This window comes from Salinarimonas rosea DSM 21201, from assembly GCF_000429045.1.
Classification (GTDB): domain Bacteria; phylum Pseudomonadota; class Alphaproteobacteria; order Rhizobiales; family Beijerinckiaceae; genus Salinarimonas; species Salinarimonas rosea.
In genome coordinates this window covers 100,671-125,458 of record NZ_AUBC01000011.1, presented here as the reverse complement: position 1 = coordinate 125,458, position 24,788 = coordinate 100,671, and the positions used below count along the sequence as shown (strand labels likewise).

25 protein-coding genes are annotated in these 24,788 nt (G+C 71.9%); 11 read left to right on the top strand and 14 right to left on the bottom strand.

All coding sequences use genetic code 11. The features are described from left to right. The 5 genes from G407_RS0109520 to fliL form a co-directional block, all read right to left on the bottom strand. Positions 1-498 (bottom strand): MarR family winged helix-turn-helix transcriptional regulator, encoded by a 498-nt coding sequence (locus G407_RS0109520; protein ID WP_029030631.1) that lies wholly within the window; start codon positions 496-498, stop codon positions 1-3. Positions 499-586: 88 nt separating this feature from the next. Beyond that, complete coding sequence (locus G407_RS0109515) at positions 587-1,465, bottom strand: MotE family protein (protein WP_052341158.1); 879 nt, start codon at positions 1,463-1,465, stop codon at positions 587-589. A gap of 38 nt (positions 1,466-1,503) precedes the next feature. Then, positions 1,504-2,070: a DUF6468 domain-containing protein gene (locus tag G407_RS0109510; RefSeq protein WP_029030629.1), complete on the bottom strand. Its 567-nt coding sequence runs from the start codon at positions 2,068-2,070 to the stop codon at positions 1,504-1,506. A 7-nt stretch (positions 2,071-2,077) separates the two neighbouring features. Next, positions 2,078-3,244 (bottom strand): flagellar motor switch protein FliM, encoded by a 1,167-nt coding sequence (fliM, locus tag G407_RS0109505; protein ID WP_052341187.1) that lies wholly within the window; start codon positions 3,242-3,244, stop codon positions 2,078-2,080. A 57-nt stretch (positions 3,245-3,301) separates the two neighbouring features. Continuing rightward, positions 3,302-3,832, bottom strand: coding sequence for a flagellar basal body-associated protein FliL (gene fliL / locus G407_RS0109500; RefSeq protein WP_029030627.1), 531 nt, complete (start codon positions 3,830-3,832; stop codon positions 3,302-3,304). A 281-nt stretch (positions 3,833-4,113) separates the two neighbouring features. Between fliL and flgF the strand changes: the two genes are divergently transcribed. Genes flgF through flgH form a run of 4 tightly spaced genes read left to right on the top strand, consistent with a single transcriptional unit; the run spans position 4,114 to position 7,578 of the window. Then, the gene (gene flgF, locus G407_RS0109495; RefSeq protein WP_029030626.1) at positions 4,114-4,863 is read left to right on the top strand and encodes a flagellar basal-body rod protein FlgF; all 750 of its coding nucleotides are present in this window, start codon (positions 4,114-4,116) and stop codon (positions 4,861-4,863) included. Between the two features lie 21 nt (positions 4,864-4,884). After that, positions 4,885-5,676, top strand: a complete 792-nt coding sequence (flgG, locus tag G407_RS0109490) for a flagellar basal-body rod protein FlgG (protein ID WP_029030625.1) — start codon at positions 4,885-4,887, stop codon at positions 5,674-5,676. A gap of 5 nt (positions 5,677-5,681) precedes the next feature. Then, positions 5,682-6,800: a flagellar basal body P-ring formation chaperone FlgA gene (gene flgA, locus G407_RS26750; protein ID WP_156917535.1), complete on the top strand. Its 1,119-nt coding sequence runs from the start codon at positions 5,682-5,684 to the stop codon at positions 6,798-6,800. 16 nt (positions 6,801-6,816) lie between these two features. After that, a complete protein-coding gene (flgH, locus tag G407_RS0109480) occupies positions 6,817-7,578 on the top strand; it encodes a flagellar basal body L-ring protein FlgH (RefSeq protein ID WP_029030624.1) in 762 nt (253 codons plus the stop codon). 349 nt (positions 7,579-7,927) lie between these two features. On the opposite strand, the gene G407_RS0109475 is transcribed toward flgH, so the two are convergent. The 3 genes from G407_RS0109475 to G407_RS0109465 form a co-directional block, all read right to left on the bottom strand. Beyond that, entirely contained in the window at positions 7,928-9,664 is a 1,737-nt protein-coding gene (locus G407_RS0109475) for an ABC transporter permease (protein WP_043539387.1), read from the bottom strand. A 4-nt stretch (positions 9,665-9,668) separates the two neighbouring features. After that, positions 9,669-10,655, bottom strand: coding sequence for an ABC transporter substrate-binding protein (locus G407_RS0109470; protein WP_029030622.1), 987 nt, complete (start codon positions 10,653-10,655; stop codon positions 9,669-9,671). 133 nt (positions 10,656-10,788) lie between these two features. Then, the gene (locus tag G407_RS0109465; RefSeq protein WP_043539385.1) at positions 10,789-11,253 is read right to left on the bottom strand and encodes a tRNA (cytidine(34)-2'-O)-methyltransferase; all 465 of its coding nucleotides are present in this window, start codon (positions 11,251-11,253) and stop codon (positions 10,789-10,791) included. Positions 11,254-11,348: 95 nt separating this feature from the next. Here G407_RS0109465 and G407_RS0109460 point away from each other — a divergent pair, with 95 nt between their 5' ends. After that, a complete protein-coding gene (locus G407_RS0109460; RefSeq protein ID WP_052341156.1) occupies positions 11,349-13,241 on the top strand; it encodes an ABC transporter ATP-binding protein in 1,893 nt (630 codons plus the stop codon). A gap of 19 nt (positions 13,242-13,260) precedes the next feature. Here the strand turns inward: G407_RS0109460 and ispG are convergent, their stop codons facing one another. Then, on the bottom strand, positions 13,261-14,532 hold the full coding sequence (gene ispG, locus G407_RS0109455; protein ID WP_029030619.1) for a flavodoxin-dependent (E)-4-hydroxy-3-methylbut-2-enyl-diphosphate synthase: 1,272 nt from the start codon (positions 14,530-14,532) through the stop codon (positions 13,261-13,263). Positions 14,533-14,850: 318 nt separating this feature from the next. Between ispG and G407_RS26745 the strand changes: the two genes are divergently transcribed. Further along, entirely contained in the window at positions 14,851-15,219 is a 369-nt protein-coding gene (locus tag G407_RS26745; RefSeq protein ID WP_043539383.1) for a toxin-antitoxin system TumE family protein, read from the top strand. A 43-nt stretch (positions 15,220-15,262) separates the two neighbouring features. After that, positions 15,263-16,774, top strand: coding sequence for an HVO_A0114 family putative DNA-binding protein (locus tag G407_RS30355; RefSeq protein ID WP_156917534.1), 1,512 nt, complete (start codon positions 15,263-15,265; stop codon positions 16,772-16,774). 25 nt (positions 16,775-16,799) lie between these two features. On the opposite strand, the gene G407_RS0109440 is transcribed toward G407_RS30355, so the two are convergent. Both G407_RS0109440 and G407_RS0109435 read right to left on the bottom strand, forming a co-directional pair. Beyond that, the gene (locus G407_RS0109440; protein WP_029030618.1) at positions 16,800-18,197 is read right to left on the bottom strand and encodes a M20/M25/M40 family metallo-hydrolase; all 1,398 of its coding nucleotides are present in this window, start codon (positions 18,195-18,197) and stop codon (positions 16,800-16,802) included. Positions 18,198-18,367: 170 nt separating this feature from the next. Next, a complete protein-coding gene (locus G407_RS0109435) occupies positions 18,368-18,790 on the bottom strand; it encodes a rhodanese-like domain-containing protein (RefSeq protein ID WP_029030617.1) in 423 nt (140 codons plus the stop codon). A gap of 56 nt (positions 18,791-18,846) precedes the next feature. Here G407_RS0109435 and ftrA point away from each other — a divergent pair, with 56 nt between their 5' ends. Together ftrA and G407_RS0109425 are read left to right on the top strand one after the other, a co-directional pair. Further along, entirely contained in the window at positions 18,847-19,890 is a 1,044-nt protein-coding gene (ftrA, locus tag G407_RS0109430) for a transcriptional regulator FtrA (protein ID WP_043539382.1), read from the top strand. Positions 19,891-19,962: 72 nt separating this feature from the next. After that, a complete protein-coding gene (locus G407_RS0109425) occupies positions 19,963-20,646 on the top strand; it encodes a DUF3047 domain-containing protein (RefSeq protein WP_052341154.1) in 684 nt (227 codons plus the stop codon). Positions 20,647-20,652: 6 nt separating this feature from the next. Here the strand turns inward: G407_RS0109425 and G407_RS0109420 are convergent, their stop codons facing one another. Together G407_RS0109420 and G407_RS0109415 are read right to left on the bottom strand one after the other, a co-directional pair. Beyond that, entirely contained in the window at positions 20,653-21,357 is a 705-nt protein-coding gene (locus G407_RS0109420; RefSeq protein WP_245259066.1) for an RES family NAD+ phosphorylase, read from the bottom strand. Continuing rightward, on the bottom strand, positions 21,354-21,767 hold the full coding sequence (locus tag G407_RS0109415; protein WP_043539381.1) for an MbcA/ParS/Xre antitoxin family protein: 414 nt from the start codon (positions 21,765-21,767) through the stop codon (positions 21,354-21,356). Before G407_RS0109415 ends, G407_RS0109420 begins: the two co-directional genes overlap by 4 nt. Before the next feature lie 114 nt (positions 21,768-21,881). On the opposite strand from G407_RS0109415, the gene G407_RS31680 reads away from it, so the two are divergent. After that, positions 21,882-22,289, top strand: coding sequence for a type II toxin-antitoxin system ParD family antitoxin (locus G407_RS31680; RefSeq protein ID WP_156917533.1), 408 nt, complete (start codon positions 21,882-21,884; stop codon positions 22,287-22,289). Then, positions 22,286-22,582, top strand: coding sequence for a type II toxin-antitoxin system RelE/ParE family toxin (locus tag G407_RS0109405; RefSeq protein WP_029030612.1), 297 nt, complete (start codon positions 22,286-22,288; stop codon positions 22,580-22,582). Before G407_RS31680 ends, G407_RS0109405 begins: the two co-directional genes overlap by 4 nt. Positions 22,583-22,658: 76 nt before the next feature. On the opposite strand, the gene rpoD is transcribed toward G407_RS0109405, so the two are convergent. Further along, positions 22,659-24,731 (bottom strand): RNA polymerase sigma factor RpoD, encoded by a 2,073-nt coding sequence (rpoD, locus tag G407_RS0109400; RefSeq protein ID WP_029030611.1) that lies wholly within the window; start codon positions 24,729-24,731, stop codon positions 22,659-22,661. Positions 24,732-24,788: the final 57 nt, after the last annotated feature.

The following is a 24,788-nucleotide window of genomic DNA, read 5'->3' as shown; positions in this document are numbered from 1 at the left end:
TCAGCCGAGCCGCTGCAGGAACGCGAGGAAGGTGCGCGCCTCCTCCTCCGACAGCGGCTCCAGCGTGCGTGTCGAGACCTCCTGGGCGACGGCGCGCATGGCGCGCGCCGCGCGCTCGCCCTCCGGCGTGAGGCTCACCGCGACGAGCCGCGCGTCCGCCGAGACGGGGCTCTGGCGCACGAAGCCGCGCTTCATCAGGCGCCCGACCACGCCGAAGATCGTCGCCGGGTCCATCGCCGTGAGCCGGCCGAGCTGGTTCTGCGGGGTGGCCCCGCGCTCGAGCAGGGTGACGAGGGCGGCGAACTGCGTCGGCGTCACCGAGAAGCGGCTCATCACCGTGTTGAAGATCTCCGTGTTGCGCTGGTGCACGCGGCGGATCAGGTGGCCGACCTGTGTCTCGAGCCGGAAGGCCGGATCGTCGGGAGCCGGATCCCGGCGGGCCGCCCCGCTCTCCCGCGTGCTCCCGTCGTCGTCGGCCGCGTCCGCGCGTCTCGTCATGCTCTCGTGCGCTCCGTTCGTCGTCGTGCCGCGACCTTAGGCGCGGCGGGCGCGGCACGCCAGCCGAGCGGGCCGCCACTCGTGCGGCTCACGGGCGCGGCGGCAGCGCGATCGCCGGCAGCTCGGTGGGCGGGAGCGCGTTCGTGCTCGCCGGCTGGCGCGCGCCGGCGAGCGCCGAGCCGCGGGCGCGCATGGCCAGCGCGATCGTCAGGCGCTCGGCCGCCTCGGGCGACATCTGCGCCATCACCTCCGCCATCCGGCGCGGGCTGATGTCCTCGGCCAGCGGCACCAGTACCTCGAGCGCGAGCCGCTCGAATACCCGCGCGGCATCCTTGGGGCGCATCGCTTCGTACATCGACACGAGCCGCCGCATGGCCTCGGCGTTCGCCGGGTCCTCCGCCTCGCGCGTCGCGCCGGCGGCGGCCGCGGCGGCCGGCGCGGGCGAACCCGCGGGAGCGCCCGCGACGCGCTCCTCGAGCCGGGCCTCGGCGGCCGCGACGAGCTCCTCGCGCATGTCGAGCTCGCGCAAGCGGCGGTCGAGCTCCGCCCGCTGCTCGGCCATGCGCGCGCGCAGCATGTCCTCGGACGAGGTCGCGGGGCTGCGCAGGTCCGGCAGCAGGTCCGGCGAGAGGCCGCCGTTCCCGGCGGCCGCCGCCGGTGCGCCCTCGGCCGGCGCCGTGCCGTCCCCGCTCGGCTCGGCGTCTTCCGGGTTCGAGCCCGTGGTCACCACCTCTCGCGGCGGCGTCTCCGAACGGGCGAAGGCGAGGACGCGGGCGAAGGCCGGCAGCTCCGGCTGCGGCGTCACCACGCTCGGGCCCGCGCCGAAAGGCGGCGCGGCGGGCTGCGGCTCGCGCGCGACGAAGGCGGCGGCCTTCATCAGCAAGAGCGCCGCCGCGGCGATCACCACCGCGTCGGTCAGCCGCATGCGCGCCTGCGAGATCCGGCCGAGCGCCTCGCGGATCCTCATCGGCGCATCCTCATGGGCTCGTCCTCATCGGGTCAGCCTCATCCGCGCCCGATCCGGCGCGCGGCGCGCTCCGCCAGGAGCTCCGCCGCGGCGCTGATCCGGGCGCTGACCGGCGGGGCCGCGGGAGCCCGCTCCGGCACGGGCGCCGCGCGCGGCGGCGGGGCGACGATCGGCTCGGGCCGCGACGCGACGCGCGCCGCCGGCGGCGGGGCCGTCGGCGGACTCGGAGCCGCCTCCCGATACGGGGCAGGCTGCGCCGGCGGCGCGGCGGCGGCGCGGCGGGACGATTCCACGATCTGCATGATGCGGCCCATCATGCTCTCCCCCGCCTCGACCTGGCTCGCGAGATCGGCGGCGTAGCGTTCGGCGGTGCGCAGGCGCTCGGCCAGCGTGCGGTCGCACTCGCCTAGGGTGGCGCGCAGGCCCGCGATGGCGCGCTCGGCGCTGTCCGTGGCGGTGACCAGCTCGCCGATCGTGCGTCGCATCGAGGCCTCGTCCGCCTGCAGGCGGGCGATGCGCCGTCCGAGCCGCGCACAGGTGAGCATGCACGCCACCAGCAGCACGGCGACCAGGATCTCGGCGAGAAGCATCAGCACCGACGTCATCCGCGCATCACTCCTTGTGGCCCTTGAGGCTCGCCTCGAAGCTGGCGAGCGTGGTGCGCGAGCGCCGCAGCGGGCGCGCCACCTGGATGGCGATCCGGTCGTCGACGCGCCCGACGCGGCCCTGCGTCAGCCGCCAGTCGCCGCAACGGAGCGTGACGAGATCCGACGGCTTGGCGTCGAGCATCAGGGTGTCGCCGACCTCGAGCTTCATCACCCGCTTGAGCGGCAGCCGCATCTCGTGCAGCACCGCCTGGACCTCGAAGTCGGCCTGCCAGATCTCGGTGGCGAGGTGGCCTTCCCAGACCGAGTCGCGCCCGAGCTTCTCGCCCATGAAGCTCTGGAGCAGAAGCTCGCGGATCGGCTCGATCGTGGCGTAGGGAAGCAGGATCTGGAACGTGCCGCCGCGCCCTTCCATGTCGAGCTTGAGCTCGATCAGGATAGCGGCGTTGGCGGGGCGGGTGATCGTGGCGAAGCGCGGGTTGGTCTCGATCCGGTCGACGGAGAAATTCACCTTCGAGAGCACGCCGAAGCAGGTCTCGGCGTCGGCGAGCACGATCTCGACCATGCGCTTGACGAGCTGCATCTCGATCGTCGTGAACGGCCGCCCGTCGAGGCGCGTCCCCTGGTTGCCGCGCTTGCCGCCCAGGAGCAGGTCGAGCGTGGCGTAGGCGAGGTTCGACTCGATCGTGACGAGCCCCGAGCCCTCCCAGCCTTCGGCGTGGAAGACGGCGAGCTGCACCGGCAGCGGGATCGAGTTCAGGTAGTCGCCGAAACGCACCGAGGAGATGTTGTCGAGCTGGACCTCGACGTTGTCGTTGAAGAAGTTGCGCAGGCTCGTCGACAGGAGGCGCACCATCCTGTCGAAGATGATCTCGAGCATGGGCAGGCGTTCGTACGAGACGACGCCCGAATCGACGATCGCGCGGATGCCGCCCGCGCCCGACGCCGACATCTCGCGCAGCGAGAAGCCGAGCAGCTGGTCGATCTCCTCCTGGACGAGGATGCGGTCGGCACCGGCGAGCTCGGGGGAGGAATCGTCCTCCGCCTCGTCGATCATGGTGGCCCACTCGGCCGCCATGTCGGAGGCGGCCGCCGCCGTGCCCTGCTCGGCGAGCGCCTGGCCCCATTCGTCCGCGAGCGAGGCGTCGGCCTCCTCGCCCGCCTTCTGCTCCATCAGGGCGGCGGCCCAGTCGTCGTCGATCTCCTCGGGTTCGTCGGCCACGGCGCGCTCCTATTGCACCACGACCTCGCCGAAGAGCACCGCGTCCACCTCGACGGGGTGGACGGCGATGTTCACGCGGCGCAGCAGCTCCTCGCGCAGGCGATAGACGCCCGCCGAGCCGTGCAGGTCGGAGGCGCGCAGCTCGCGCACGTAGGTCTGGAAGGCGTCCTCGACGCGCGGCATCAGCGGCGCGATCTCGGTCGCGGCGAGCGGGTCGGAGACCTCGAGGCGCGCCGTGAAGCGCAGGAAGCGCGGGCGCTCCTCGTTCGGCTCGGGGGCGAGGTTCACCGTCATCTGCGGCACGTCGACGAAGGTCGGCGGCACGGCGGCCTGCGCCTGCGCGAGCGCCGCGGCCTCGGCCTCGGCCGCCTCGTCGGAGCCCGACAGGAAGAAGAACGCGCCCGCACCGCCGCCGATCAGCAGCACGCCGGCGACGGCGCCGATCAGGATCAGCTTCTTCTTCTTCGACGAGCCGCCTTCGGCCTCGGCGCCCTCGCCCTCGACCTCGGCTTCCTCGCCCTTGCGTGGTTTCTTCGCCATGAGCCCCTCGCGCCCGAAACGGTCGGCACGTGGCCCGACAATCGTCGAGGCGTGGTTAATGCCCCGTTAAGGCGGCAAAAGCTGCCGGGTCCTTCTTGCCGCCCGGCGCCGGCCGTCCGTCGGCAGGGTGAACGGCGGCTTTCGCGAATGCCTTGGCTTCCAAGGCATTCCGGGCTGCCGGCAGGTCTGGCACGACCCTCGCAACGGAATGGCTGCCGGGCTCGACGCTGGGGAGCGTGAACGGGGCCGGCGGGGACAATCGGGGACAAGGAGCGTCTCTCATGGAGAACACGCTTCTCATCGGCCTGTCGCGCCAAGTGGCGCTGGCCCGTGAGCTCGACGTGATCGCCAACAACATGGCGAACGTCAACACCAACGGATTCAAGGCGCGCTCGTCGCGCTTCGAGGAGTTCCTCGAGCCGGACGCGTCGGCCGAGACCTTCCCGTGGCCGGATCGCAAGCTCTCCTTCGTCATCGACGCGGGCAGCCCGATCGACCTGTCCGACGGTGCCACCGAGCCGACGGGTAACCCGCTCGACGTCGCCATCCGCGGCGACGCCTTCTTCGTGGTCGAGACCCCGGCGGGCGAGCGCTACACCCGCAACGGCGCCTTCCAGGTCGATCCGCAGGGCCGCCTCGTCACCTCCGACGGCTTTCCCGTGGTGGGCGACGGCGGGGCGATCCAGCTCGAGCCGGGCGACACCGGCATCGTCGTCGCCGGCGACGGCACGATCTCGACCGACGCAGGCCAGCGCGGCCGCCTCGCCCTCGTGCGGTTCGACGCGCCCCAGATGCTCTCCAACATGGGCGCGAACCTGTTCGCGGCGGTGGAGCCGGCGCAGCAGGCCCAGCCGGCCGGCGAGCGCGCCCGCGTCGAGCAGGGCTTCATCGAGCGCTCCAACGTGCGGGCGGTCTACGAGATGACCCGCCTCATGGAGGTGAGCCGCGCCTACACCCGCGTCGCCTCGACCCTGTCGAGCCTGACCGACCTGCAACGCACCGCCATCCGCACGCTCGGCGAAGCGGCGTAACGGCCAGAAGGAGACGCCCCCATGCGCGCCCTCTACTCCGCCGCGACCGGCATGATGGCCCAGGAGCTGAACGTCCAGGTCATCTCCAACAACATCGCCAACATGCGCACCACCGGCTACAAGCGCCAGCAGGCCCACTTCCAGGACCTGCTCTACCAGACCATGCGCCGGGCCGGTGCGACCACCTCGGCGCAGGACACGCAGACCCCGTCGGCCATCGAGATCGGCTCGGGCGTCAAGGCGGTCTCCACCGCGCGCGCCATGAGCCAGGGCAACCTCACCCCCACCGAGCGCGACTTCGACATCGCGGTTCGCGGCGAGGGCCTTTTCCAGATCCGCCTGCCCGACGGCCGCGCCGCGTTCACCCGCGACGGCGGCTTCGATCTCGACGCGCAGGGAAGGCTCGTCACCAAGGACGGCTACGAGGTCGAGCCGGGCATCGTCATCCCGCAGAACGTGCAGAGCGTCTCGATCAGCGCGTCGGGCGTGGTCGAGGTGACGACGCCCGACGCACCCGAGCCGCAGGAGGTGGGCCGCATCCAGCTGACCCGCTTCGTCAACAAGGTCGGGCTCGAATCGATCGGCGACAACCTGTTCCTGCAGACGGCGGCCTCGGGCGATCCGGTCCAGGGCAACCCGGGCGAGGAGGGCTACGGCTCGCTCCAGCAGGGCTACCTGGAGGAGGCGAACGTCAACGCCGTGACGGAGATCTCGGCGCTGATCTCCGCACAGCGCGCCTACGAGATGAACTCGCGCGTCATCTCGGCCGCCGACCAGATGCTCCAGGCCGCCAGCCAGATGTTCCGGGGGTGAGGACGATGATGCAGCGTTTGGACCCCATCCTCGGCGCCTCGCGCCCCCGCGCCGGCCGTCTCCCGCTCGGCGCCATCGCCCGGGCCGCGGCGATGCTCGGGCTCGCCCTCGCGATCGCCGCGGCCGCGCGCCCGAGCCTCGCCCAGGAGGTCGCGCCCGGGCCGGTCGCCCGGGACGTCGCCGCGATCGGCGCCCCGGCGGCGCCGACCGCCCCCGCCGCACCGAGCCTGCGCGGGGACGTGATCGTCTCCGGCGACGTCATCCGCCTCGGCGACCTCGTCGCCGGCGCGCCGGCGGAGGTCGCCGCGACGCCGGTCTTCCACGCCCCGGCGCTCGGCGAGCTCGGCACGATCCAGGTGGCGCGCCTGCTCCTCGCCGCGCACGCGCTCGGCATCGGCGACGTCGCGACCGGCGGGCGCGAGCAGGTGACGGTGACCCGTGCGGCCCGCCGCATCGGCCAGGAGGCGGTCGCCGCCGCCGTGGCCGAGCGCGTCGCCGAGGCGGCGATGCTCCCCACGGGCGAGATCGAGATCGCCTTCGACGGCACGCCGCCGACCCTCCTCGTCTCGCCGGAGACGGCCGAGCCGGTGGCGATCACCGACCTCGCCTGGGACCCGGCGACCCGCCGCTTCACGGCGACCGCCTATGTCGGCCCCAGCCCGGCCGAGCGCCGCGCCCAGGCGGCCGTGAGCGGCGTCGCGCGGCAGGTCGTGTCCGTCGCGGTCGTCGCCCGCTCGATCGCCCGCGGCGAGCCGATCCGCGCCGACGACTACCGGGTCGAGCGCCGTGCCGTCGAGCGCGTTCCCGCCGACACGCGGCTCGACGCGATCGACCTCGACGGTCGCGTCGCCCGCCGGTCTCTCACCGCTGGCGCGCTCATTCGCCAGGCCGACCTCGAGCGCCCCATGCTGGTCGAGCGCAACGGAACGGTGCTCATGGTCTACGAGAGCGGCTCGCTTACCCTCACGCTGCGCGGCACCTCCCGCCAGGCGGGCGCCGAGGGCGACGTGGTCGACGTCGAGAACCCCGTCTCCGGGCGGATCGTGCAGGGCGCCGTGATCGGCCCGGGCACGGTGCGCGTCGGCAACGCCTTCCACGGCCGCGTTGCGGCGCTGGCCCGCTGATCCGGAGGAGGTCGCCATGCTCCGCTTGCTTCCCCGCCTCGGCCTGCGCGTCGTCGCGCTCGCCGCCCTCGCCGCGTCGCTCGCCGCCTGCGGCACCGCCGACCGCCTCGCCAACGTCGGCCGCGCCCCGGCCCTGACCGCGATCGAGGATCCGACCGCGCAGCCGGGCTACGTGCCGGTGCGCATGCCGATGCCCACGCCGGAAGTGGTCTCCTTCGCCTCGAACTCGCTGTGGCGCCAGGGCGCGCGCGGCTTCTTCAAGGACCAGCGCGCCGCGCAGGTGGGCGACCTCGTCACGGTGCGCGTGCGCATCACCGACCGCGCCCAGTTCGACAACCAGACCCGCCGCTCGCGCGCCAATTCGGAGGCCCTGGGTGCGGGTGGCCTGTTCGGTCTGGAGACGCAGTACGGCCAGGTCTTCGGGGACGACGTCCAGGCCGACGCCCTCGTCGACGCCCAGTCGGATTCGTCGAGCCGCGGCGCGGGCTCGATCCGCCGCTCGGAGCAGCTGACCACGAACGTCGCCGCCGTCGTCACCCAGCTCCTGCCCAACGGCAACCTCGTCATCGAGGGCAAGCAGGAGGTCCGGGTGAACTTCGAGGTCCGCGAGCTGATCGTCGCCGGCGTGGTGCGCCCGGAGGACATCGAGAACGACAACACGATCGATTCGACCAAGATCGCCCAGGCGCGCATCGCCTACGGCGGCCGCGGCCAGATCACCGACGTCCAGCAGCCCCGCTACGGCCAGCAGGTGCTCGACATCCTCCTGCCCTTCTGAGGTCCGCCTCCCCGAGCTCCACCCTCCCCCGGATCGTCGGCCGCTCCCCAGTGCTCCCGAGCACCGTGCCGCCGATCCGCCCCGACGGCCCCGGCTTCCCCGAGCCGGGGCCGTTCCCCGCTTCGCGACGAAGCTCGTCTCCACTCATCGGCGAGTATCGATCGAAAGTCGACGAGACCCGCCGACCGCCACCTCCCCGCAGGGGAGGACGGAGGCCGAAGGCCGGAGGGTGGGGAGGACGGCGATACGGCTCGCCAGCATATCCGAACGGCCCCACCGCCCGCGCCGAGGCGCGGACTCCTCCCCTCCGGGGAGGAAACGGGGGCGCGGACGACGCCGATCGCCCGGCTCACCCTGCCGCGTCGCGCCACGGCACCACGTCCCCCGGCAGCCGCCGGCCCACGACGTCGAGGACGAGCGCGAGGAGGAGCGTCACGACCACCGTCGCGGTCGCGAGCGCCGCGGCGGCGGGGGAATTGCCCTCGTACTGCAGGAAGAAGACGACGACGCCGAGCGTCTCGGTGCCCGAGGACCAGAGCAGGGCCGAGACGGTGAGCTCGTTGAAGGCGGTCATGAAGATCAGGAGGCCGCCCGCCATCGCCGCCGGCGCGGCGATCGGCAGCACGATGGCGAAGAGCCGCCGGAACGCCTTCGCCCCGGCGATCCGCGCGGCCTCGTCGAGCGCCGGCTCGATCGTCTCGAGGCTGGCGGTCACGGGCCGCAGCGCCAGCGTCATGAAGCGCGCGAAGTAGGCGAAGAGGATGATCCAGAGCGAGTTGTAGACCGACACGCCGAGGATCGGCAGCGGCGGCAGGAAGACGAGGATCGCACCGATCGCGAGCACCGTGCCGGGAATGGCGTAGGGCGTGTCCGCCACGAGATCGAGAACCCGCGCCGCCCTCATGCGGCGCATCACGGCGAGGTAGGCGAGCGGCACCGCGACGAGGCCCGCCACGACCGCCGTCGCTCCGGCGAGCAGGAAGGAGTTCGCGAAGGCGCGCCGGGTCATGTCCTGGCCGAGCACCGCGAAGCGGTAGTGGTCGAGGGTCAGCGTCTCCGGCGAGAGCCGCACGCCGACGGCGGGCGTCAGCGAGGCGGCGAGGAGCGCGCACAGCGGCAGGAACGAGACGAAGACGAGCACGACCCACACGCCCGTCTCGAGCGGCAGGCGCGCGCGCCCGAGGGGGAAGGGCCGCAGCATGGCGCTCGCCCGCTCGACCTTCGCATCCATGCGCGCGGCGACGATCGCACGCAGCGCGAGCCCGGCGACGGCGATCAGGACGAGGATGAGCGCGATCGCCGCCACCTCCCCCAGCACCGACGGGCCGAAGCCGTTCAGGCGCTGGTAGATCAGGGTCGTCAGCATCGTGTAGCGCCCGGGGATGCCGAGCAGCGCCGGGACGCCGAAATTGCCGATCGCCGAGACGAAGGCGAGCGCGGCGCCCGCGAGCAGTGCGGGCAGCGACAGCGGCAGGACGATGCGCAGCGTCGCCACGAGCGGACGGGCGCCGGAGATGCGCGCGGCTTCCACGAGGTCGCGCGGCATGGCGCGCAGGCCCGCGCGCACGGCGAGGAAGACGAGGGCGGCGTGCTCGACACCCATGACGAGCACGATGCCGCCGAGCGAGTAGAGCGGGTTCGTGGTGCCGGGCGGGCTCGCGAGCCCGAGGGGGCGCAGGATCGGCGAGGAGGGGCCGATCAGCTCGATCCAGGCGAGCGCCGTGATCTGCGAGGGGACGAGCAGCGGCAGCAGCAGCGCGAAGGTGAGCGCCGTCTTGGCGCGCACGTCGGTGAGCGCCACGACGAAGGCCATGGTCGCGCCGAGCACGACCGAGACGAGGGTCGCGAGCGTCCCCGCCTCGAGCGTGTTCCACAAGGCCCGCGACGTCGAGCGCGACTGCCACTGGTCGCGCAGGATGCCGAGCGGCTCGCCGGCGGCGTTCGGCCCGAGCGCCTCCAGGAGGAGGCGCCCGAGCGGCCAGAGCGTGAAGACGCCGAGATAGACCGCGACGCCGACGAGCAGGATGGTCTCGCCGGACGGCGCGCGCAGGCGCGGGGGAGCGGCCGCCGGCGCGCGCGTCGGCATGCGCTCAGCCGCCGAACAGGTCGGCGAAGGCGCGCTTGTTCGCCTCGTCGTTCGCGATCATCTCGCCGAGGTCCGCCTCGAGGATCGTCAGCTGCGAGGGAGCGGGACGGCCCTCGGGCAGGTCCACGCCGTCGATGAGCGGGATGTAGCCCTGCGAGGCCGACAGCGCCTGCCCGGCCTGCGACAGCGTCCAGTCGACGAAGGCCTGCGCGGCCTCCATGTTGTCCGTCCCCTCGACGATCGCCACCGGCTCCGTGATGGCGGAGACGCCCTCCGACGGGAAGACGAAGCCGACCGGCGAGCCGTCGGCGGCAGCGTTGAGCGGCATGAAGTCGACGATGATGCCGTAGGCCTTCTCGCCGCGGGCCACCGCCTCGAGCACGCCGCCGTTGCCGCGCCCGGCGATGGCGCCGTTCTCGGCCAGCGTCTCGTAGTAGCCCCAGCCGAACTGCGGCTGCTGCACCATGGTGCCGACGTGGTAGACGGCGGCGCCCGAGTAGAGCGGGCTCGGCATCGTCAGCGAGGCGGCGGCCTCGGGCTGCGTCAGGTCCATCCAGGACGTCGGCGGCGTCTCGACGAGCTCGGTGTTGTAGACGATGCCCGTCGTGATCAGCTTGGTGCCGAAGAAGGTCATGTCGGGATCGATGACGGCGGAGGGCAGGCCCTCGACCGGCGCGTCCGGATAGGCGGCGAGGCGGCCGTCGTTCTTCAGCTGCGTCATCGCCACGGCGTCGGCGATGAGGAGCACGTCGGCGGGGGTCGAGCCGGCGGTGAACTCGGCCTGGAGGCGATTGACGACCTCCGTCGTGCCCGAGCGGAACACCTCGACCTGGATGTCCGGATGGGCCTCGTTGAAGGCCTCGACGATGGTCGCCATCTGCTCGGTGGGCTGCGACGTGTAGACCGTGATGGAGCCCGACTGGGCGAGCGCGAGCGTAGAGACCGACGCGAGCGCGAGGCCGGCGATCACGGGGCGGAGCATCGTCTTCATGCGGGAAACCTCGTCGAAGGAGTGGAGCGCGGGGAATGCAGCACGCAAACGCGCGCCTCGGCTGTCGCGGTAGCAAGCGCGCGTGACGCTCGGGTGACAACGCTTTCCGCAACGTGGCGGGTGCTCGGCCGGCTCACCGGTCGATCCCCGCCCAGCCGGCCTGCCGGCAGGCCTCGCCCAGCACCATCGCCGCCGCGACCGCGACGTTGAGCGAGCGGAAGCCGGCGCGCATCGGGATCGTCACCCGCGCCTCGGCCGCCGCGTGCACCGCATCGGGCACGCCCGCGGATTCGCGCCCCATCAGGATGGCGTCGCCGGGCGCGAAGGCGAAATCGGTGTAGCGGATCTCGGCGTGCGTCGTCGCCAGCACGAGCCGCACGCCCGCCTCCCGCCGCCAGTCCTGGAAGGCGTCCCACGAGCGGTGCCGCACGATCTCCACCCGGTCGAGATAATCCATGCCGGCACGGCGGAAGTTGCGGTCCGAGACGTCGAAGCCGGCGGGCTCGACGATGTCGACCGCCGCCCCGAGGCAGGCGGCGAGGCGCACCATCGTGCCGGTATTCTGCGGTATGTCGGGCTGGTAGAGGACGAGGCGCATGCGCACGTCATCGTGTCCCCGCGGCGACGCGTCAAGTGAACCGCGCGGGCCGCGCGTCGGTTGACGAGGCTCCGAGGAAGCACGACGTTCCCCCCATGTCCGAATCCAGCCCCTCGCTCGCCGCCCGGCTCTTCGCCTGGGCCGAGAGCCGTATCGACCCCTTCGCGCCCTTCGACCGCGACGAGACCCCGCCCGGCGGCGTGCTGCCCTTCGCCTGGCACTATCTCGCGCCGGTGAAGGGCTGGTTCGTCGCGCTCACCGTGGTCGCGCTCGCCTACGGCCTGTTCGAGAGCGCGATCTACCTGCTCATCGGCTGGTTCGTGGACGTGCTCGCCTCGGGCGACCCGGCGACGATCCTCGACACGCACGGCACGACGCTGGTCGGGCTGGCCCTCCTCGTGCTGATCCTGCGGCCGATCCTGTTCTTCGCGCACAACATCATCACGAACCAGATCCTCGTCGCCAACGCGACGAACATGATCCGCTGGCGCGCCCACAGCTACACGCTCGGGCACGCGATCTCCTACTTCCAGGGCGACTTCGCCGGGCGGCTGTCGACCCGCGTGCTCCAGGCGGGGCAGGCGGTGCGCGAGATCGCGGTGACGCTGCTCGATACGCTGCTCTACGTCGTGCTGTTCGCGGCGACCGCGATCGGGCTCTTCGTCTCGATCGAGCTGTGGCTCGCGCTGCCGATGGCGGCCTGGATCGTCGGCTACGCGCTCCTCCTGCGCTACTTCGTGCCACGCGCCCGGGCGCGCTCGCTGAAGGTGGCGGAGACCCGCTCGGCCATGACGGGCCGCGTCGTCGACAGCTACACCAACGTGCTCACCGTCAAGCTCTTCGCCCGCACCGAGGCCGAGCGCTCCGCCGTGCGCGAGGCGATCGCGCGCAACACCCGCGCCTTCCTCGACATGATGCGCCTCGTCAGCGGCGTCTCCCTCGTGCTCCAGGTGATGAACGCCGCGCTGCTCGTCTCCACCGCGGGACTGTCCTTCCTGCTGTGGCGCGAGGGCGCGCTCTCGGCGGGCATCGCCGCGGCGGGGCTCGCGCTCGTGATGCGGGTGATCACGATGTCGGGCTGGGTCATGCAGAGCGTGCGCGGGCTCTTCGAGAACGTCGGCGTCGTCCAGGAGGCGATGCAGACGATCTCGAAGCCCCACGGCCTCGTCGACGTGCCGGACGCCCGGCCGCTCGCGGTGGACGCGGGCGAGATCCGCTTCGAGCGGGTGCGCTTCCACTACGGCAAGGAGGACGGCGGCGTGCTCGACGATCTCTCCCTGCGCATCGCGCCCGGCGAGAAGGTCGGGCTCGTCGGCCCGTCGGGAGCGGGGAAGTCGACGATCGTCTCCCTGCTCCTGCGGCTCCACGACGTCGAGAGCGGGCGCGTCCTGATCGACGGGCAGGACATCGCGCGGGTGACGCAGGACAGCCTGCGCGCGCAGATCGGCGTGGTGACGCAGGACACGTCCCTGCTGCATCGCTCGATCCGCGACAACATCGCCTACGGCCGCCTCGACGCCACCGACGAGGAGATCGCCCGCGCCGCGCGGCTCGCCCACGCGGACGGCTTCATCGCCGAGCTCGTCGACCACCAGGGCCGGCGCGGCCTCGACGCCCACACCGGCGAGCGCGGGGTGAAGCTCTCGGGCGGCCAGCGCCAGCGCATCGCCATCGCCCGGGTGATCCTCAAGGACGCGCCGATCCTCGTCCTCGACGAGGCCACCTCCGCCCTCGACTCGGAGACGGAGGCGGCGATCCAGGAGTCGCTCACGGGCCTGATGCAGGGCCGTACCGTCATCGCCATCGCCCACCGCCTCTCGACCATCGCGGCGCTCGACCGGCTGATCGTGCTGGACGAGGGCCGCATCGTCGAGGAGGGCACGCACGCCGCGCTGCTCGAGCGCGGCGGCGCCTACGCGCGGCTGTGGGCGCGCCAGTCCGGCGGGTTCATCGGGGTCGACACGCCGGGGCTGATGAAGGCGGTGTGAGCCGCCCGGCGCGATCCACCTACTCCGCCGCGGAGCGGTCGGCCTTGCCGTAGCGGCGGTCGATGTACTCGACCACGAGGGCCTTGAAGTCGGCGGCGATGGTCGCGCCGCGCAGGGTCACCGCCTTCTTGCCGTCGATGAAGACCGGGGCGGCGGGCGCCTCGCCGGTGCCGGGGAGCGAGATGCCGATGTCGGCGTGCTTCGACTCGCCCGGCCCGTTGACGATGCAGCCCATCACCGCGACGTTGAGCTCTTCCACGCCCGGATGCGTCGTCTTCCACTCGGGCATGGACGCATCGATCCAGCGCTGGATGTCTCCGGCGAGCTCCTGGAAGACGGTCGACGTCGTGCGCCCGCAGCCCGGGCAGGCGGCCACCAGCGGGACGAAGGTGCGAAAGCCCATCGTCTGAAGCAGCTCCTGCGCCGTCTTCACCTCGAGCGTGCGGTCGCCGCCGGGCTCCGGCGTGAGCGAGAAGCGGATCGTGTCGCCGATCCCCTCCTGCAGCAGCACGCCCAGCGCGGCGGAGGAGGCGACGATGCCCTTCGAGCCCATCCCGGCCTCCGTGAGGCCCAGGTGCAGGGCGTAGTCCGAGCGGCGCGCCAGCTCGCGATAGACCGCGATCAGGTCCTGCACGTTCGAGACCTTGGCCGAGATGACGATGCTCTCCTTCGGCAGCCCGATCTCGATGGCGCGCTCCGCCGAGAGCAGCGCCGACTGCACCATGGCCTCGCGGGTGATCGCCCCGGCCGGAAGCGGCGCGGGTTGCGCGGCGTTGAGGTCCATAAGGTGGGTGAGCAGCTCCTGGTCGAGCGAGCCCCAATTCGCGCCGATGCGCACGGCCTTACCGTGCTGGATCGCCTTCTCGACGATCATCGAGAACTGCCGGTCCTTCTTGTCCTTGAAGCCGACGTTGCCCGGGTTGATGCGATACTTCGCCAGCGCCTCGGCGCAGGCCGGGTGATCGTCGAGCAGCTTGTGACCGATGTAGTGGAAGTCGCCGACGAGCGGCACGTCGCATCCGATCCGGTCGAGCCGCTCGCGGATCTTCGGCACGGCGGCCGCGGCCTCGTCCCGGTCGACGGTGATGCGCACGATCTCCGAGCCCGCCCGCGCCAGCCTGGCGACCTGCGCGACCGTGGCGTCGATGTCCGCCGTGTCGGTGTTCGTCATCGACTGCACGACGATCGGCGCGCCGCCGCCGACCTGCACAGGACCGATCATCACGCCGACGGTCCGGTGGCGAACGGCGGGGCCGGACTTGGTGTGGTCGGCTTCGGCGAGAAGGCTCATGGGGACGCGTCCGGGTCGTGCGGGGAACCGGGACAGAGGTGACGTCTGCCGGGGCGCGCGTCAAGGCGTCGTCCGGGAGCGGGGGCCGCTTGCGGGTTCGCCGTGGTCCGAACTTCCATGCAAGCATCTGCTGGTGGAACTATTGTCATGCGATCGGGCGGCCTTTAGGCTCGGCTGTGCTTGGGGGACCTGCACAGAGCCGAGAACAGGTCGCACGGGACCTCGCACCGACGACGAAGCTGTTGCGCGAGTGCGACGTTGGCACTCGGGAACGAAACGGATCGTCAAGAGTCCTTGTCTCATATCGGGGGACGATATATGTTCGATCGCGAGCTGGCCGGCTTGATCGAGCTCGCGGGAACCTACCGGCTGCGCAATGGGTGGATCATGGCTATTCGTGCGGAGTGGTGCGACGTGACGCCCGGCCGCCCCCGTGGCATCGATTACGCCCTGAACCTGATGGCAGAGAAGAACCGAGTGCTCGGCTTCGACAATTCTCATGGGTTCGACGGCGCAGCCGAGGATGATCCCTTCGATCACGAGCATCGTGACGGACGCGTCGAGCAGCGGGTCCGCTACGAGTTCACGACTGCGGAAGCGCTGATCGAAGACTTCTTCGCGCGGAGCCGGGCTGCATGCGAACGGCGGGGGATTCCGTTCGTTTTCGAGGATAAGACCGATGACTAGCACGATTTCGGGAAACGACCTGCGGGACCGCATGCTGGCACGCGTGCGCGCGGTCGCGACCTCGGCCCCGGAGGACGCTTTCAAGGTTCTCGCATCGGCAGGAAACCGGGAGTTGCTCGGCCTGATCGGTCGCGAGGCCCCGCAGAGCATCAGCGCGCTGTCGGAGCTCGCCGGTCGTGCACAGCCGAACGTGAGTCGTTCGCTGAGCGCACTCGTCGGTGCCACGCTCGTGACGGTGCGGCAGGATGGACGTGCGTCGGTGCCGGAATTGACCGATCTCGGACGCGAGAAGGCCTCGGAACTCGGCCTTCTCGATGCGCCGGCGCGCGCGCAGGAGGCGATCGAGGCATCGGCCGCCGAGCCGTCGTTCCTGACGGTGCGCTTCGACGGCGCACCGGACGACGGCGTGCGCGGCGCCGTGCTTGCGCATCTGCCGCGTCGGGATGGCCAGGGCATCGCGACCGTGGGCCTGGAGACGGACCTGGAGGCCTGGGCCGGAGCGCTCCTGGACGATTGGTGGCGCATGCTCTATCGGCGCGATGCGCCTCATCCTCTCGGTACGTTCGCCGCTGCGTCCGGCCAGGTGTCGATCGCCCTCAAGTCGCACGGTCCTCGAATCGAGCGAATCGTGCGGGGGCCGATCACCATGGCGCGCGATGCGGCCTTCCTGGCCTTGGAAGAGCTCGAGCACGACCTGATCGCGCACGTTCTCCAGCCCGTGGCCACACGACTGCGGGCCGGCCGTCGGTTCGACCGGCCGATGCAGGCGAAGCTCGCACGTCTGGAGGAGACGCGCGCCTTCCCGGCCGAGCATGCCTTCGCACGGACTGCCGGCGCACTCGGAATCTCGCCCTACGACCTCGGCGACGCGCGTGCGGATGCGATCCGCAGGCTGATCGAGACCATGCCCGACGAGGACGTGCGGCTCGATTTCGCCTCCGCCGTGCTCGACGACGAGCTGGGCGCCGCCTCCGAGTGGGTCTCGGGGGAGTTGCGCGATCACGCAGGCGTCAACACGATGCGGCGGCTGCCCGAGCTCGCCCGTCAGCTCTCGGCGGTTCGCCTGCCGACGAGTGCGCGGCCCTGGCAGCGCGGGACGGCGATGGCGAGGTCGCTTCGGCAGGCCATGGGCCTCGGCCCGTCTGCGACCTTGATCGATCTCGAGCATCTGGCGGAGAGCTTCGGATCCGACTACTTCGCGGCGAGCGAGACGAAGGCACCCGCGGTCCTTTGCGGATACCAGGGACATGCGGAGGCCGGCCCGATCGTCGTCGTCGAGGACGACGGGCCGGAGCGAACCGCGTTCACCCTCGCGCGCGCGATCGGGGACTACCTCGTCTTCGAGAGCCGAGCCTCCTGCGTGGCGAATCGTTACACCGACCGTCAAGCGGTCGGGCGCGCGTTCGCGGCGGAGTTCCTGGCGCCTGCCGAGGGGGTGGTCCACATGGTCGAGGAGGGCGTGCCGATGGAGAGGGTTGCGCGCCACTTCGGCACGACGCTGCGCGTCGTGCATCACCAGTACGACAACAACGCCGATCGTTTCGCGGACGCCTGAGGGCGCCCGCGAACCGCTCGCCCGATCAGTCCTTCGCCAGCTCCGCCAGGATCCGCGCCCAGGAGCGGATGCCCTTGTGGAAGCTCGCTAGGTCGTACTTCTCGTTGGGCGAGTGCACCCGGTCGTCGTCCAGCCCGAAGCCGACGAGGAGCGTGTCGAGGCCGAGCGTGCGCTTGAAGTCGCCGACGATCGGGATCGAGCCGCCCGAGCCGATGATCACGGGCGGGTTCGGCCACTCGGCCGCGAGCGCCGTCTCGGCGGCGGCGAGCGCCGGCATGTCGTAGGGCAGCGAGATCGCACGCGAGCCCTTGTGGCGGACGATCTCGTAGGAGCAATCCGCCGGCACCCGGGCGGCGACGTGCTTCTCGAGCGCCGCCGAGACCGCCTCCGGGTCCTGGTCGCCGACGAGGCGGAAGGAGATCTTCGCCGAGGCCTGCGCGGCGATGACGGTCTTCGTGCCCTCGCCGATGTAGCCGCCGACGATGCCGTTGACGTCGCAGGTGGGGCGCGACTGGATCATCTCGATGATCATCCGGTCGCGCTCGCCGGCCGGCTGCGACAGGCCGATCGGGCCGAGAAGCTGCTCGGAGGTGAGGCCGAGCGCCTCCCAGCGGGCGCGCACCTCCGGCGGGGGCTCCGACACGCCGTCGTAGAAGCCCTCGAGCGTCACACGGCCGGTCTCGTCGTGCAGGTCGCCGACGATCTTGCCGAGAATGTGGATCGGGTTCGCGGCGGCCCCGCCGAACAGGCCCGAATGCAGGTCGCGATCGGCGGCGCGCACGATCACCTCGTCGTAGGCGAGGCCACGCAGCGAGGCGGTGACGGCGGGGGTCTGCGGGTCCCACTGGGTGGTGTCGCAGACGAGCGCGAGATCGCCGGCGAGCTCGTCCCGGATCGCCTCGACGAAGGCGGGCAGTCCCTTCGAGCCGTTCTCCTCCTCGCCCTCGATCAGGAAGGTGAGCCCGATCGGCAGCGATCCGGTGACGGCCTTCCAGGCCCGGCAGGCCTCGACGAAGGTCATCACCTGGCCCTTGTCGTCGCAGGCGCCGCGCGCGACGATCACCTCGCGCCCGTCGGGAAGCGTCTTGCGCACGGGGGTGAAAGGCGGGCTCTCCCACAGGTCGAGCGGGTCGACCGGCTGGACGTCGTAGTGCCCGTAGAACAGCGCATGCGGCTTGCCCGAGGGCCCGTCGACGCGCCCGACCACCGCGGGATGCGCACCGGGCACGTCCCGGACCTCGGCCGCGACCCCGAGGCTCGCCAGGTCCTGGCGGATGAACCGCGCCGCCGCGACGCAGTGCTCGGCATAGGCCGGATCGGTGGAGATCGAGGGGATCGCCAGCCAGGCGAAGAGCCGCTCGAGCGAGGCGTCGAGGTCGGCGTCGATGCGGGCGAGGACGTCGGGGAGATGCGGGGACGGCATGGGGGCTTCGGCTCGGTGTGTTGGTGTGGGGTCGGGCAAGGTGTCGCGCGTTCGGGGGGCCGGGGCAAGGGGGTGGCGGCATTCGGGGGGAACGGGGTGCGTCGGCAGGCCGGCAGGCATCCCTCGCGGCCTGCCGCCGAGCCGATCGACGATCGCTTCGAAGACCCCGATCAGGTTTCTGCGAGCGTGCCCGACGCCGTGCCGGTCGCCAGCGGGAAACCCTCGTCGCGCCAGCCGGTGATGCCGCCGATCATGATCTTCACCGGCCGCCCCAGCCGCGCCAGCGCGAGCGCCGCCTTGTCGGCGCCGTTGCAGTGCGGCCCCGCGCAATAGACGACGAGGAGCGTCGTCGGCGGGATCGGGGCGAGGCGCCCGGCAGAGATCTCGCGGCGCGGCAGATGACCCGCGCCCGGCACGTGGCCGCGCGCGTAGGCGCCCGGGCCGCGCACGTCGAAAACCGCGAAATCGGCCGAGCCCGCGGCGAGGGCGGCATGGACGTCGTCGCAATCGGTCTCGAAGGCGAGCTTCGCGGCGAAATGGCGCTCGGCCTCGGCGGCGGACGCGGCGGGGACGGCGGTGACCTCGGTGGGCATGGTGTCGCTCCGGATGGCGTGTCGAACGCGGCGATCCTCCACCGTCGGCAGCGGGCTTGCGATCGGCGCGATCGCCGACTAGCGTCGAGATCGTGCCAAACCGGTCCGCCCCCCGCCCCTCACCGCCGGACAACCGGCTCGTCGTGGCCCTCGCCTATGACGGGCTGTGCACCTTCGAGTTCGGCGTCGCCGTCGAGATCTTCGGCCTCGCGCGGCCGGAGATGGGACACGGCTGGTACCGCTTCGCCGTCGCCGCCGCCGAGCCCGGCCCCCTGCGGGCCGCCGGCGGCGTCCGGGTCCTGTGCGACGGCGGGCCGGAGCTGCTCGACGAGGCCGGGACGATCGTGGTCCCCGGCTGGCGCGGGGCCGACGCGCCGGTACCCGAGGCGATCCGCGACGCGCTGCGGCGCGCCCACGCCCGCGGCGCGCGGATCCTCTCCCTGTGCTCGGGCGTCTTCGTGCTGGCGGCCGCGGGCCTGCTCGCCGGGCGCGCCTGCACGACGCACTGGCGCTACGCCGACGCCCTCGCCGACGCCTACCCGGACCTCACGGTGCGGCCGGACGTGCTCTACGTCGACGAGGGCGCGGTCCTCACCTCCGCCGGCAGCGCGGCGGGCATCGATCTGTGCCTCCACCTGATCCGCCGGGATTTCGGGGCCCAGGCGGCCAACAGCGTCGCGCGTCGGCTCGTGGTGCCGCCGCACCGCGACGGCGGGCAGGCGCAGTTCGTCGAGGCGCCGGTGCCCCGGGCCCGCGAGGGCGCGCGGCTCGGCCCGCTCCTCGACCGTCTGCGCGCCTCCCTCGACCGGCCCTACACCATCGCCGCGATGGCCGGCGAGGCGGGCATGAGCGCGCGCACCTTCCAGCGTCGCTTCGAGGCGACGACCGGCCACGCACCCGGCGAGTGGCTCGTCCGCGAGCGCCTCGCCCGCGCCCGCACCCTGCTCGAGACCACCGACGCCCGTCTCGACGACATCGCCGCCGCCTGCGGCTTCGGCACGCTCGCGACCCTCCGCCATCATTTCCGCACGCGGCTCGCGACGAGCCCCGGCGCCTATCGCCGCCGCTTCCGCGGGCGCGCCGCGCTCGCGGCTTCGTGAGCCGATGTCATGAGCCCCGGAGGCCGGACGCGTCGTAGCTTCGTGGGCAGCACGAACCGATCCGGAGCCGTCATGATCCGCAAGACCCTGCTCGCCGCCGCCGTCCTCCTCGCTCTCGGCGCCCCCGCCGCCGCGCAGACGCCGATCCCCTTCGGCCCGAGCCTCGAGGCCGCCGGCTGGGAGGAGATCGCGTTTCGCGGCATCCCCGCCACCACCTATGCCGCCGAGGGGACGGACCGCCTCTCCGTCGTCGCCGAGCGCAGCTCCTCCGTCCTCGCCGCGCGCCTGCCGCCGGCGGCGCTCGATGCCACGCGCGCCGCCTGGCGCTGGCGGGTCGATGCCGGCCCGCCGCCGACCGACCTCGGCCGGCGCGGCGGCGACGACCGCGCCCTCGCCCTCTACTTCGCGTTCGCGCCCGAGGCCGATCGCGCCGCGGCCGAGGCCGGGCGCACGGGCCTGCGCTCGCTGCTGCTCTCCGGCCGCGGGCGGCTGCTCGTCTACGTCTTCGGCGGCGCGGGGGGGCGCGGGGACGTCGTCGAGAACCCCTACGCCCGCGGCCGCGGCGTCTACCTCATCCGCCGCCCCGCGGACGCCCCGACGGGCACCTGGCTCGCCGAGGAGGTCGACCTCGCCGCCGACCACCGCGCCGCCTTCGGCGAGGAGCCGGGCGTGCTGGTGGGCGTCGCGGTGGCCTCGGATGCGGACGACACCGGCGGGCGCAACGTCGGGGCGATCGAGGGGCTGGTCGTGCGGTGAGGGGCCTCACGTCGTCTCGGGCAGGTCGCGCCAGCGCTCCTCGCCCATGACGAACCAGCGGCTCACGGCGCGCCCGTCCCAATGGTACTGCAGCGTGCGCGCCTGCGTCACCGGCAGCCGCACGCGATCCGGCCAGAACAGCGCCGCCGCGAGCCCCTGCGGATAGCGCACGCTCGGGTACAGGATCCCGTCGGCGCCGCCGTCGCGCAGGCCGGCCGCCAGCGCCTGGCCGGCGCTCCAGTCCTCGGGCGCGAGGCAGGCGTCGAACCCGGCGCGCAGGTCCGCCAGCCGCCCGCCGATCCCGGCGACGAGCTCGCGAAAGCGCGCGTCCCCCGGCGGCTCCTCGGTGGCGCGCATGAAGCGCGCGAAGTGGTGCACGGTCTCCATCAGCGCCACCTCGAGCACGGCGCCGCAGTACCAGACGCCGAACCGCCCGTCGGAGAACCGCCCGGGCCGATCCGTCGAGCAATGGGTGAAGGCGCCCATGACGAGGCTCGCGCTCGGCCCCGACACGCGCCGCTCCGGCGGCACGAGCGAGAGATCGCCGACCTCCTCGCGAACGCGCGGGTTCGTCTTCGCCTCGCCGCTGGCGATCAGGTCCCAGTCCGCGGGATCGGCGATGTCCTCGAACAGCCAGACCGGCGGGTAGATCGTGCGGATGATGCGGTGGCTTCTCGCCCAGTCGACCGCGACCAGGGGCGGCGTCGTCACCACGCGCCCCGCTCCGCGTCGAGATAGGCGCGCACCGCCGTGATGTCGCTCGGCGCACCTGCGAGCATCCGGTCGAGCGCCGAGCGGCCGCCGAAGGCCGCGTTCGGCTTGGCGACCCAGGCATGGCCGCGAGCAGGCTCGACGAAGAGGTAGCGCAGCGCCTTGTGGATCCCCATCAGGTCTCCCAGCCGCCACGCCGTGTCGTGCGGGATCGTGCCGATCTCGCCGCGCTTCCAGCGATAGAAGGTCGACGGGCTCGGCTGCCCGAGCAGGACGCGCGCCTGCGCGTCCGAAAGTCCCCAGAGCCGGAACAGGTTGAACGCCGCCCGCAGCATGGCGGCGGCTTCCTCCTGGGTGACGGCGCACGACGAGGGCGTCTCGCCGCTCGCGATCGGGATGGGCCTCGGCATGGGCGCTCCTGTCAGCGGGCATTGAAGATAGTCTTCGTTGCCGCAAGGCACAAGACGTCCGCTTGCACCGGTGCGCCCATCGAGGCAGGATGCAGCCGGCCGGAGGAGAGCGCCATGACCGTGCACAAGACGATCGCGCTGTCGGAGGAGGACGCTGCGTTCCTGGAGCGCGCCGTCGCCGAGGGCCGCTATGCCTCCCCGTCCGACGCCGTGCGCGAGGCGCTGGCGCTGCTCGCCGACGCCGAGCGGGTCGAGGCGCTGCGGGAGGCGATCGCGGAGGGCGAGGCGAGCGGCGAGCCGGAGCCGTTCGATATCGAGGAGTTTCTGGCCCGCGCCGTGGAAGAGGACGCCGCGCTGCCGACGGACGTAGTCCGCTACGCGTTGGGCAGGCTGCGGGAGGGCGACGGCCGTACTCGCCTGGATCGACTTCGCGCGGCTATCGCAGAGGGCGAGGCCAGCGGATTTGAGGAAGAGGCCTTCAATTTCGAGCAGTTTCTCGACGACCTGCACGGCAGGCGATGAAGAAGCGTGTCCGGCTCTCCCGCCGGGCGCGAGCCGACTTGCGAAGCATCGGCGGCTACACAATCGAGAACTGGGGCGCTCCACAGTCCGACGCCTATCTCGGCGAGATCAATGCCACCTTCGAGCGCTTGGGCACCGGCCGTCTTCGTGGCAGGTCCGTCGCCGAGGTGGGGCCGGATCTGATGAAGACGAGGGTCGGATCGCACGTGATCTTCTACCGGATGTCGGATGCCGCGATCCTTGTCGTGCGCATTCTGCACGAGAGAATGGATCCGCTGCGGCACCTTCTCTGAGGCGCCTCGAAAGATGAAAACGCCCGCGGCTCCCACCGCGGGCGTTCCCAATCCCCCACCGGACCTCCCGGCCCGATCAATTATCCAGGAAGCTCCGCAGCTTCCGGCTCCGGCTCGGATGCTTCAGCTTCCTGAGCGCCTTCGCCTCGATCTGGCGGATGCGCTCACGGGTCACCGAGAACTGCTGGCCGACCTCCTCGAGCGTGTGGTCGGTGTTCATGCCGATGCCGAAGCGCATGCGCAGCACGCGTTCCTCGCGGGGCGTGAGCGAGGCCAGCACCCGGGTGGTGGTCTCGCGCAGGTTCGACTGGATCGCGGCGTCGATCGGCAGGATCGCGTTCTTGTCCTCGATGAAGTCGCCGAGATGCGAATCCTCCTCGTCGCCGATCGGCGTCTCGAGGGAGATCGGCTCCTTGGCGATCTTGAGGACCTTGCGCACCTTCTCGAGCGGCATCGCTAGCTTCTCGGCCAGCTCCTCGGGGGTCGGCTCGCGGCCGATCTCGTGGAGCATCTGGCGCGAGGTGCGCACGATCTTGTTGATCGTCTCGATCATGTGCACGGGGATGCGGATGGTGCGCGCCTGGTCGGCGATCGAGCGGGTGATCGCCTGCCGAATCCACCACGTTGCGTAGGTCGAGAACTTGTAGCCGCGGCGGTACTCGAACTTGTCCACCGCCTTCATCAGGCCGATGTTGCCCTCCTGGATCAGGTCCAGGAACTGCAGGCCGCGGTTGGTGTACTTCTTGGCGATCGAGATCACGAGACGCAGATTCGCCTCGATCATCTCCTTCTTCGCCTGCCGGGCCTCGCGCTCGCCCTTCTGCACCATGTGCACGATCTTGCGGAACTCGGAGATCTCGAGGCCGGTCTCGGAGGCGAGCGACTGGATCGATTCGCGCAGGGCGTGGATGTTGTCCTTGCCGTTGGCCGAGAAGTCGCGCCAGCCGCGCCCACCGAGCTTCGACACCCGCAAGAGCCACTTCGGGTCGAGCTCGTGGCCCTGGTAGTTGCGCAGGAAGTCCTCGCGGCCGACGCCGTAGCTCTCGGCCAGCCGCATCAGCCGGCCCTCGAAAGAGAGCAACCGCTTGTTGATGTCGTAGAGCTGCTCCACCAGCGCGTCGATGCGGTTCTGGTTGAGCGAGAGCGACTTCACGTCGGTGACGATCTCGTCCTTGAGCTTCTTGTACTTGCGCTCCTGCGACGGCGTCAGCTGCGAGTTCTGCAGCCGCTGCTCGACGTGCTCGAGCTGGAGCCGACGCAGCTTCTTGTAGTTGTCGGCGATGTTGTCGAACGTCTCCAGCACGCGCGGCTTGAGCTCGCTCTCCATGGCGGACAGGGAGACGTTGTTCTCCATGTCGTCGTCGTCGATGTCGCCCTCGGGCGCGCCGGACGGCGGCTCGTGCGGAGCGCCGTTGGGGACGCCCGCGGTCGTGCCGGCACCGTTCGCGCGCTGTCCGTCGCCTGCCTCGGTGCCCCGGACACCCCCGGCTTCCTCGCCGCCCTCGGCCGCACCGTCCTCGGAGCCGGCGCGATCGGCGCCGCGCCCCTCCGGGTCGGCGTAGGTCGCCTCGAGGTCGATGATGTCGCGCAGCAGGACCCGGCCCTCGACGAGCTCGTCGCGCCAGATGATGATCGCCTGGAAGGTCAGCGGGCTCTCGCACAGGCCGGCGATCATCGCCTCGCGCCCGGCCTCGATGCGCTTGGCGATGGCGATCTCGCCCTCGCGCGAGAGCAGCTCGACCGAGCCCATCTCGCGCAGGTACATGCGCACCGGGTCGTCCGTGCGGTCGGTCGGCTCCTTCGCCGCCGCCTCGGGACGCGCGACCACGGCGCGGGCCTGCGACGCCTCCACGAGGTCGCCGCCCTCGGCTTCCTCCTCGGCCTCCTCGCCCTGCTGCTCGCCCTCGGCCTCGTCGCTCTCGACGACGTTGATGCCCATCTCGGAGAGCTGGCCGAGCACGTCCTCGATCTGCTCCGACGAGAACTCGTCGGGCGGAAGGACCGCGTTCAGCTCGTCGTAGGTGACCCAGCCGCGCTTGCGCGCAGCCTTGATCATCCGCTTGACGGCCGCATCCGTGAGGTCGAGGAGCGGGCCGTCCGACTGCTGCTCGGGAGCCGTGTCGGTCGTTTCAGTCGTCTTCGTCGCCATTGATTATCCTACGCGTCCCGCTCACGCGTCGCGGCCTCGCGCCCCGCGCCGAGCGCC

Coding starts and splice junctions, on each gene's coding strand:
- fliL (WP_029030627.1), bottom strand. CDS start 3,832: ATGGCGAAGAAACCACGCAAGGGCGAGGAAGCCGAGGTCGAGGGCGAG.
- G407_RS0109465 (WP_043539385.1), bottom strand. CDS start 11,253: ATGCGCCTCGTCCTCTACCAGCCCGACATACCGCAGAATACCGGCACG.
- G407_RS0109515 (WP_052341158.1), bottom strand. CDS start 1,465: ATGAGGATCCGCGAGGCGCTCGGCCGGATCTCGCAGGCGCGCATGCGG.
- G407_RS0109415 (WP_043539381.1), bottom strand. CDS start 21,767: ATGCCGAGGCCCATCCCGATCGCGAGCGGCGAGACGCCCTCGTCGTGC.
- G407_RS0109475 (WP_043539387.1), bottom strand. CDS start 9,664: ATGCCGACGCGCGCGCCGGCGGCCGCTCCCCCGCGCCTGCGCGCGCCG.
- G407_RS0109470 (WP_029030622.1), bottom strand. CDS start 10,655: ATGAAGACGATGCTCCGCCCCGTGATCGCCGGCCTCGCGCTCGCGTCG.
- G407_RS0109460 (WP_052341156.1), top strand. CDS start 11,349: ATGTCCGAATCCAGCCCCTCGCTCGCCGCCCGGCTCTTCGCCTGGGCC.
- fliM (WP_052341187.1), bottom strand. CDS start 3,244: ATGGAGCAGAAGGCGGGCGAGGAGGCCGACGCCTCGCTCGCGGACGAA.
- G407_RS31680 (WP_156917533.1), top strand. CDS start 21,882: ATGACCGTGCACAAGACGATCGCGCTGTCGGAGGAGGACGCTGCGTTC.
- G407_RS26745 (WP_043539383.1), top strand. CDS start 14,851: ATGTTCGATCGCGAGCTGGCCGGCTTGATCGAGCTCGCGGGAACCTAC.
- G407_RS0109425 (WP_052341154.1), top strand. CDS start 19,963: ATGATCCGCAAGACCCTGCTCGCCGCCGCCGTCCTCCTCGCTCTCGGC.
- flgA (WP_156917535.1), top strand. CDS start 5,682: ATGATGCAGCGTTTGGACCCCATCCTCGGCGCCTCGCGCCCCCGCGCC.
- flgG (WP_029030625.1), top strand. CDS start 4,885: ATGCGCGCCCTCTACTCCGCCGCGACCGGCATGATGGCCCAGGAGCTG.
- flgF (WP_029030626.1), top strand. CDS start 4,114: ATGGAGAACACGCTTCTCATCGGCCTGTCGCGCCAAGTGGCGCTGGCC.
- G407_RS0109435 (WP_029030617.1), bottom strand. CDS start 18,790: ATGCCCACCGAGGTCACCGCCGTCCCCGCCGCGTCCGCCGCCGAGGCC.
- flgH (WP_029030624.1), top strand. CDS start 6,817: ATGCTCCGCTTGCTTCCCCGCCTCGGCCTGCGCGTCGTCGCGCTCGCC.
- G407_RS0109405 (WP_029030612.1), top strand. CDS start 22,286: ATGAAGAAGCGTGTCCGGCTCTCCCGCCGGGCGCGAGCCGACTTGCGA.
- G407_RS0109520 (WP_029030631.1), bottom strand. CDS start 498: ATGACGAGACGCGCGGACGCGGCCGACGACGACGGGAGCACGCGGGAG.
- G407_RS0109440 (WP_029030618.1), bottom strand. CDS start 18,197: ATGCCGTCCCCGCATCTCCCCGACGTCCTCGCCCGCATCGACGCCGAC.
- ispG (WP_029030619.1), bottom strand. CDS start 14,532: ATGAGCCTTCTCGCCGAAGCCGACCACACCAAGTCCGGCCCCGCCGTT.
- rpoD (WP_029030611.1), bottom strand. CDS start 24,731: ATGGCGACGAAGACGACTGAAACGACCGACACGGCTCCCGAGCAGCAG.
- G407_RS0109510 (WP_029030629.1), bottom strand. CDS start 2,070: ATGACGTCGGTGCTGATGCTTCTCGCCGAGATCCTGGTCGCCGTGCTG.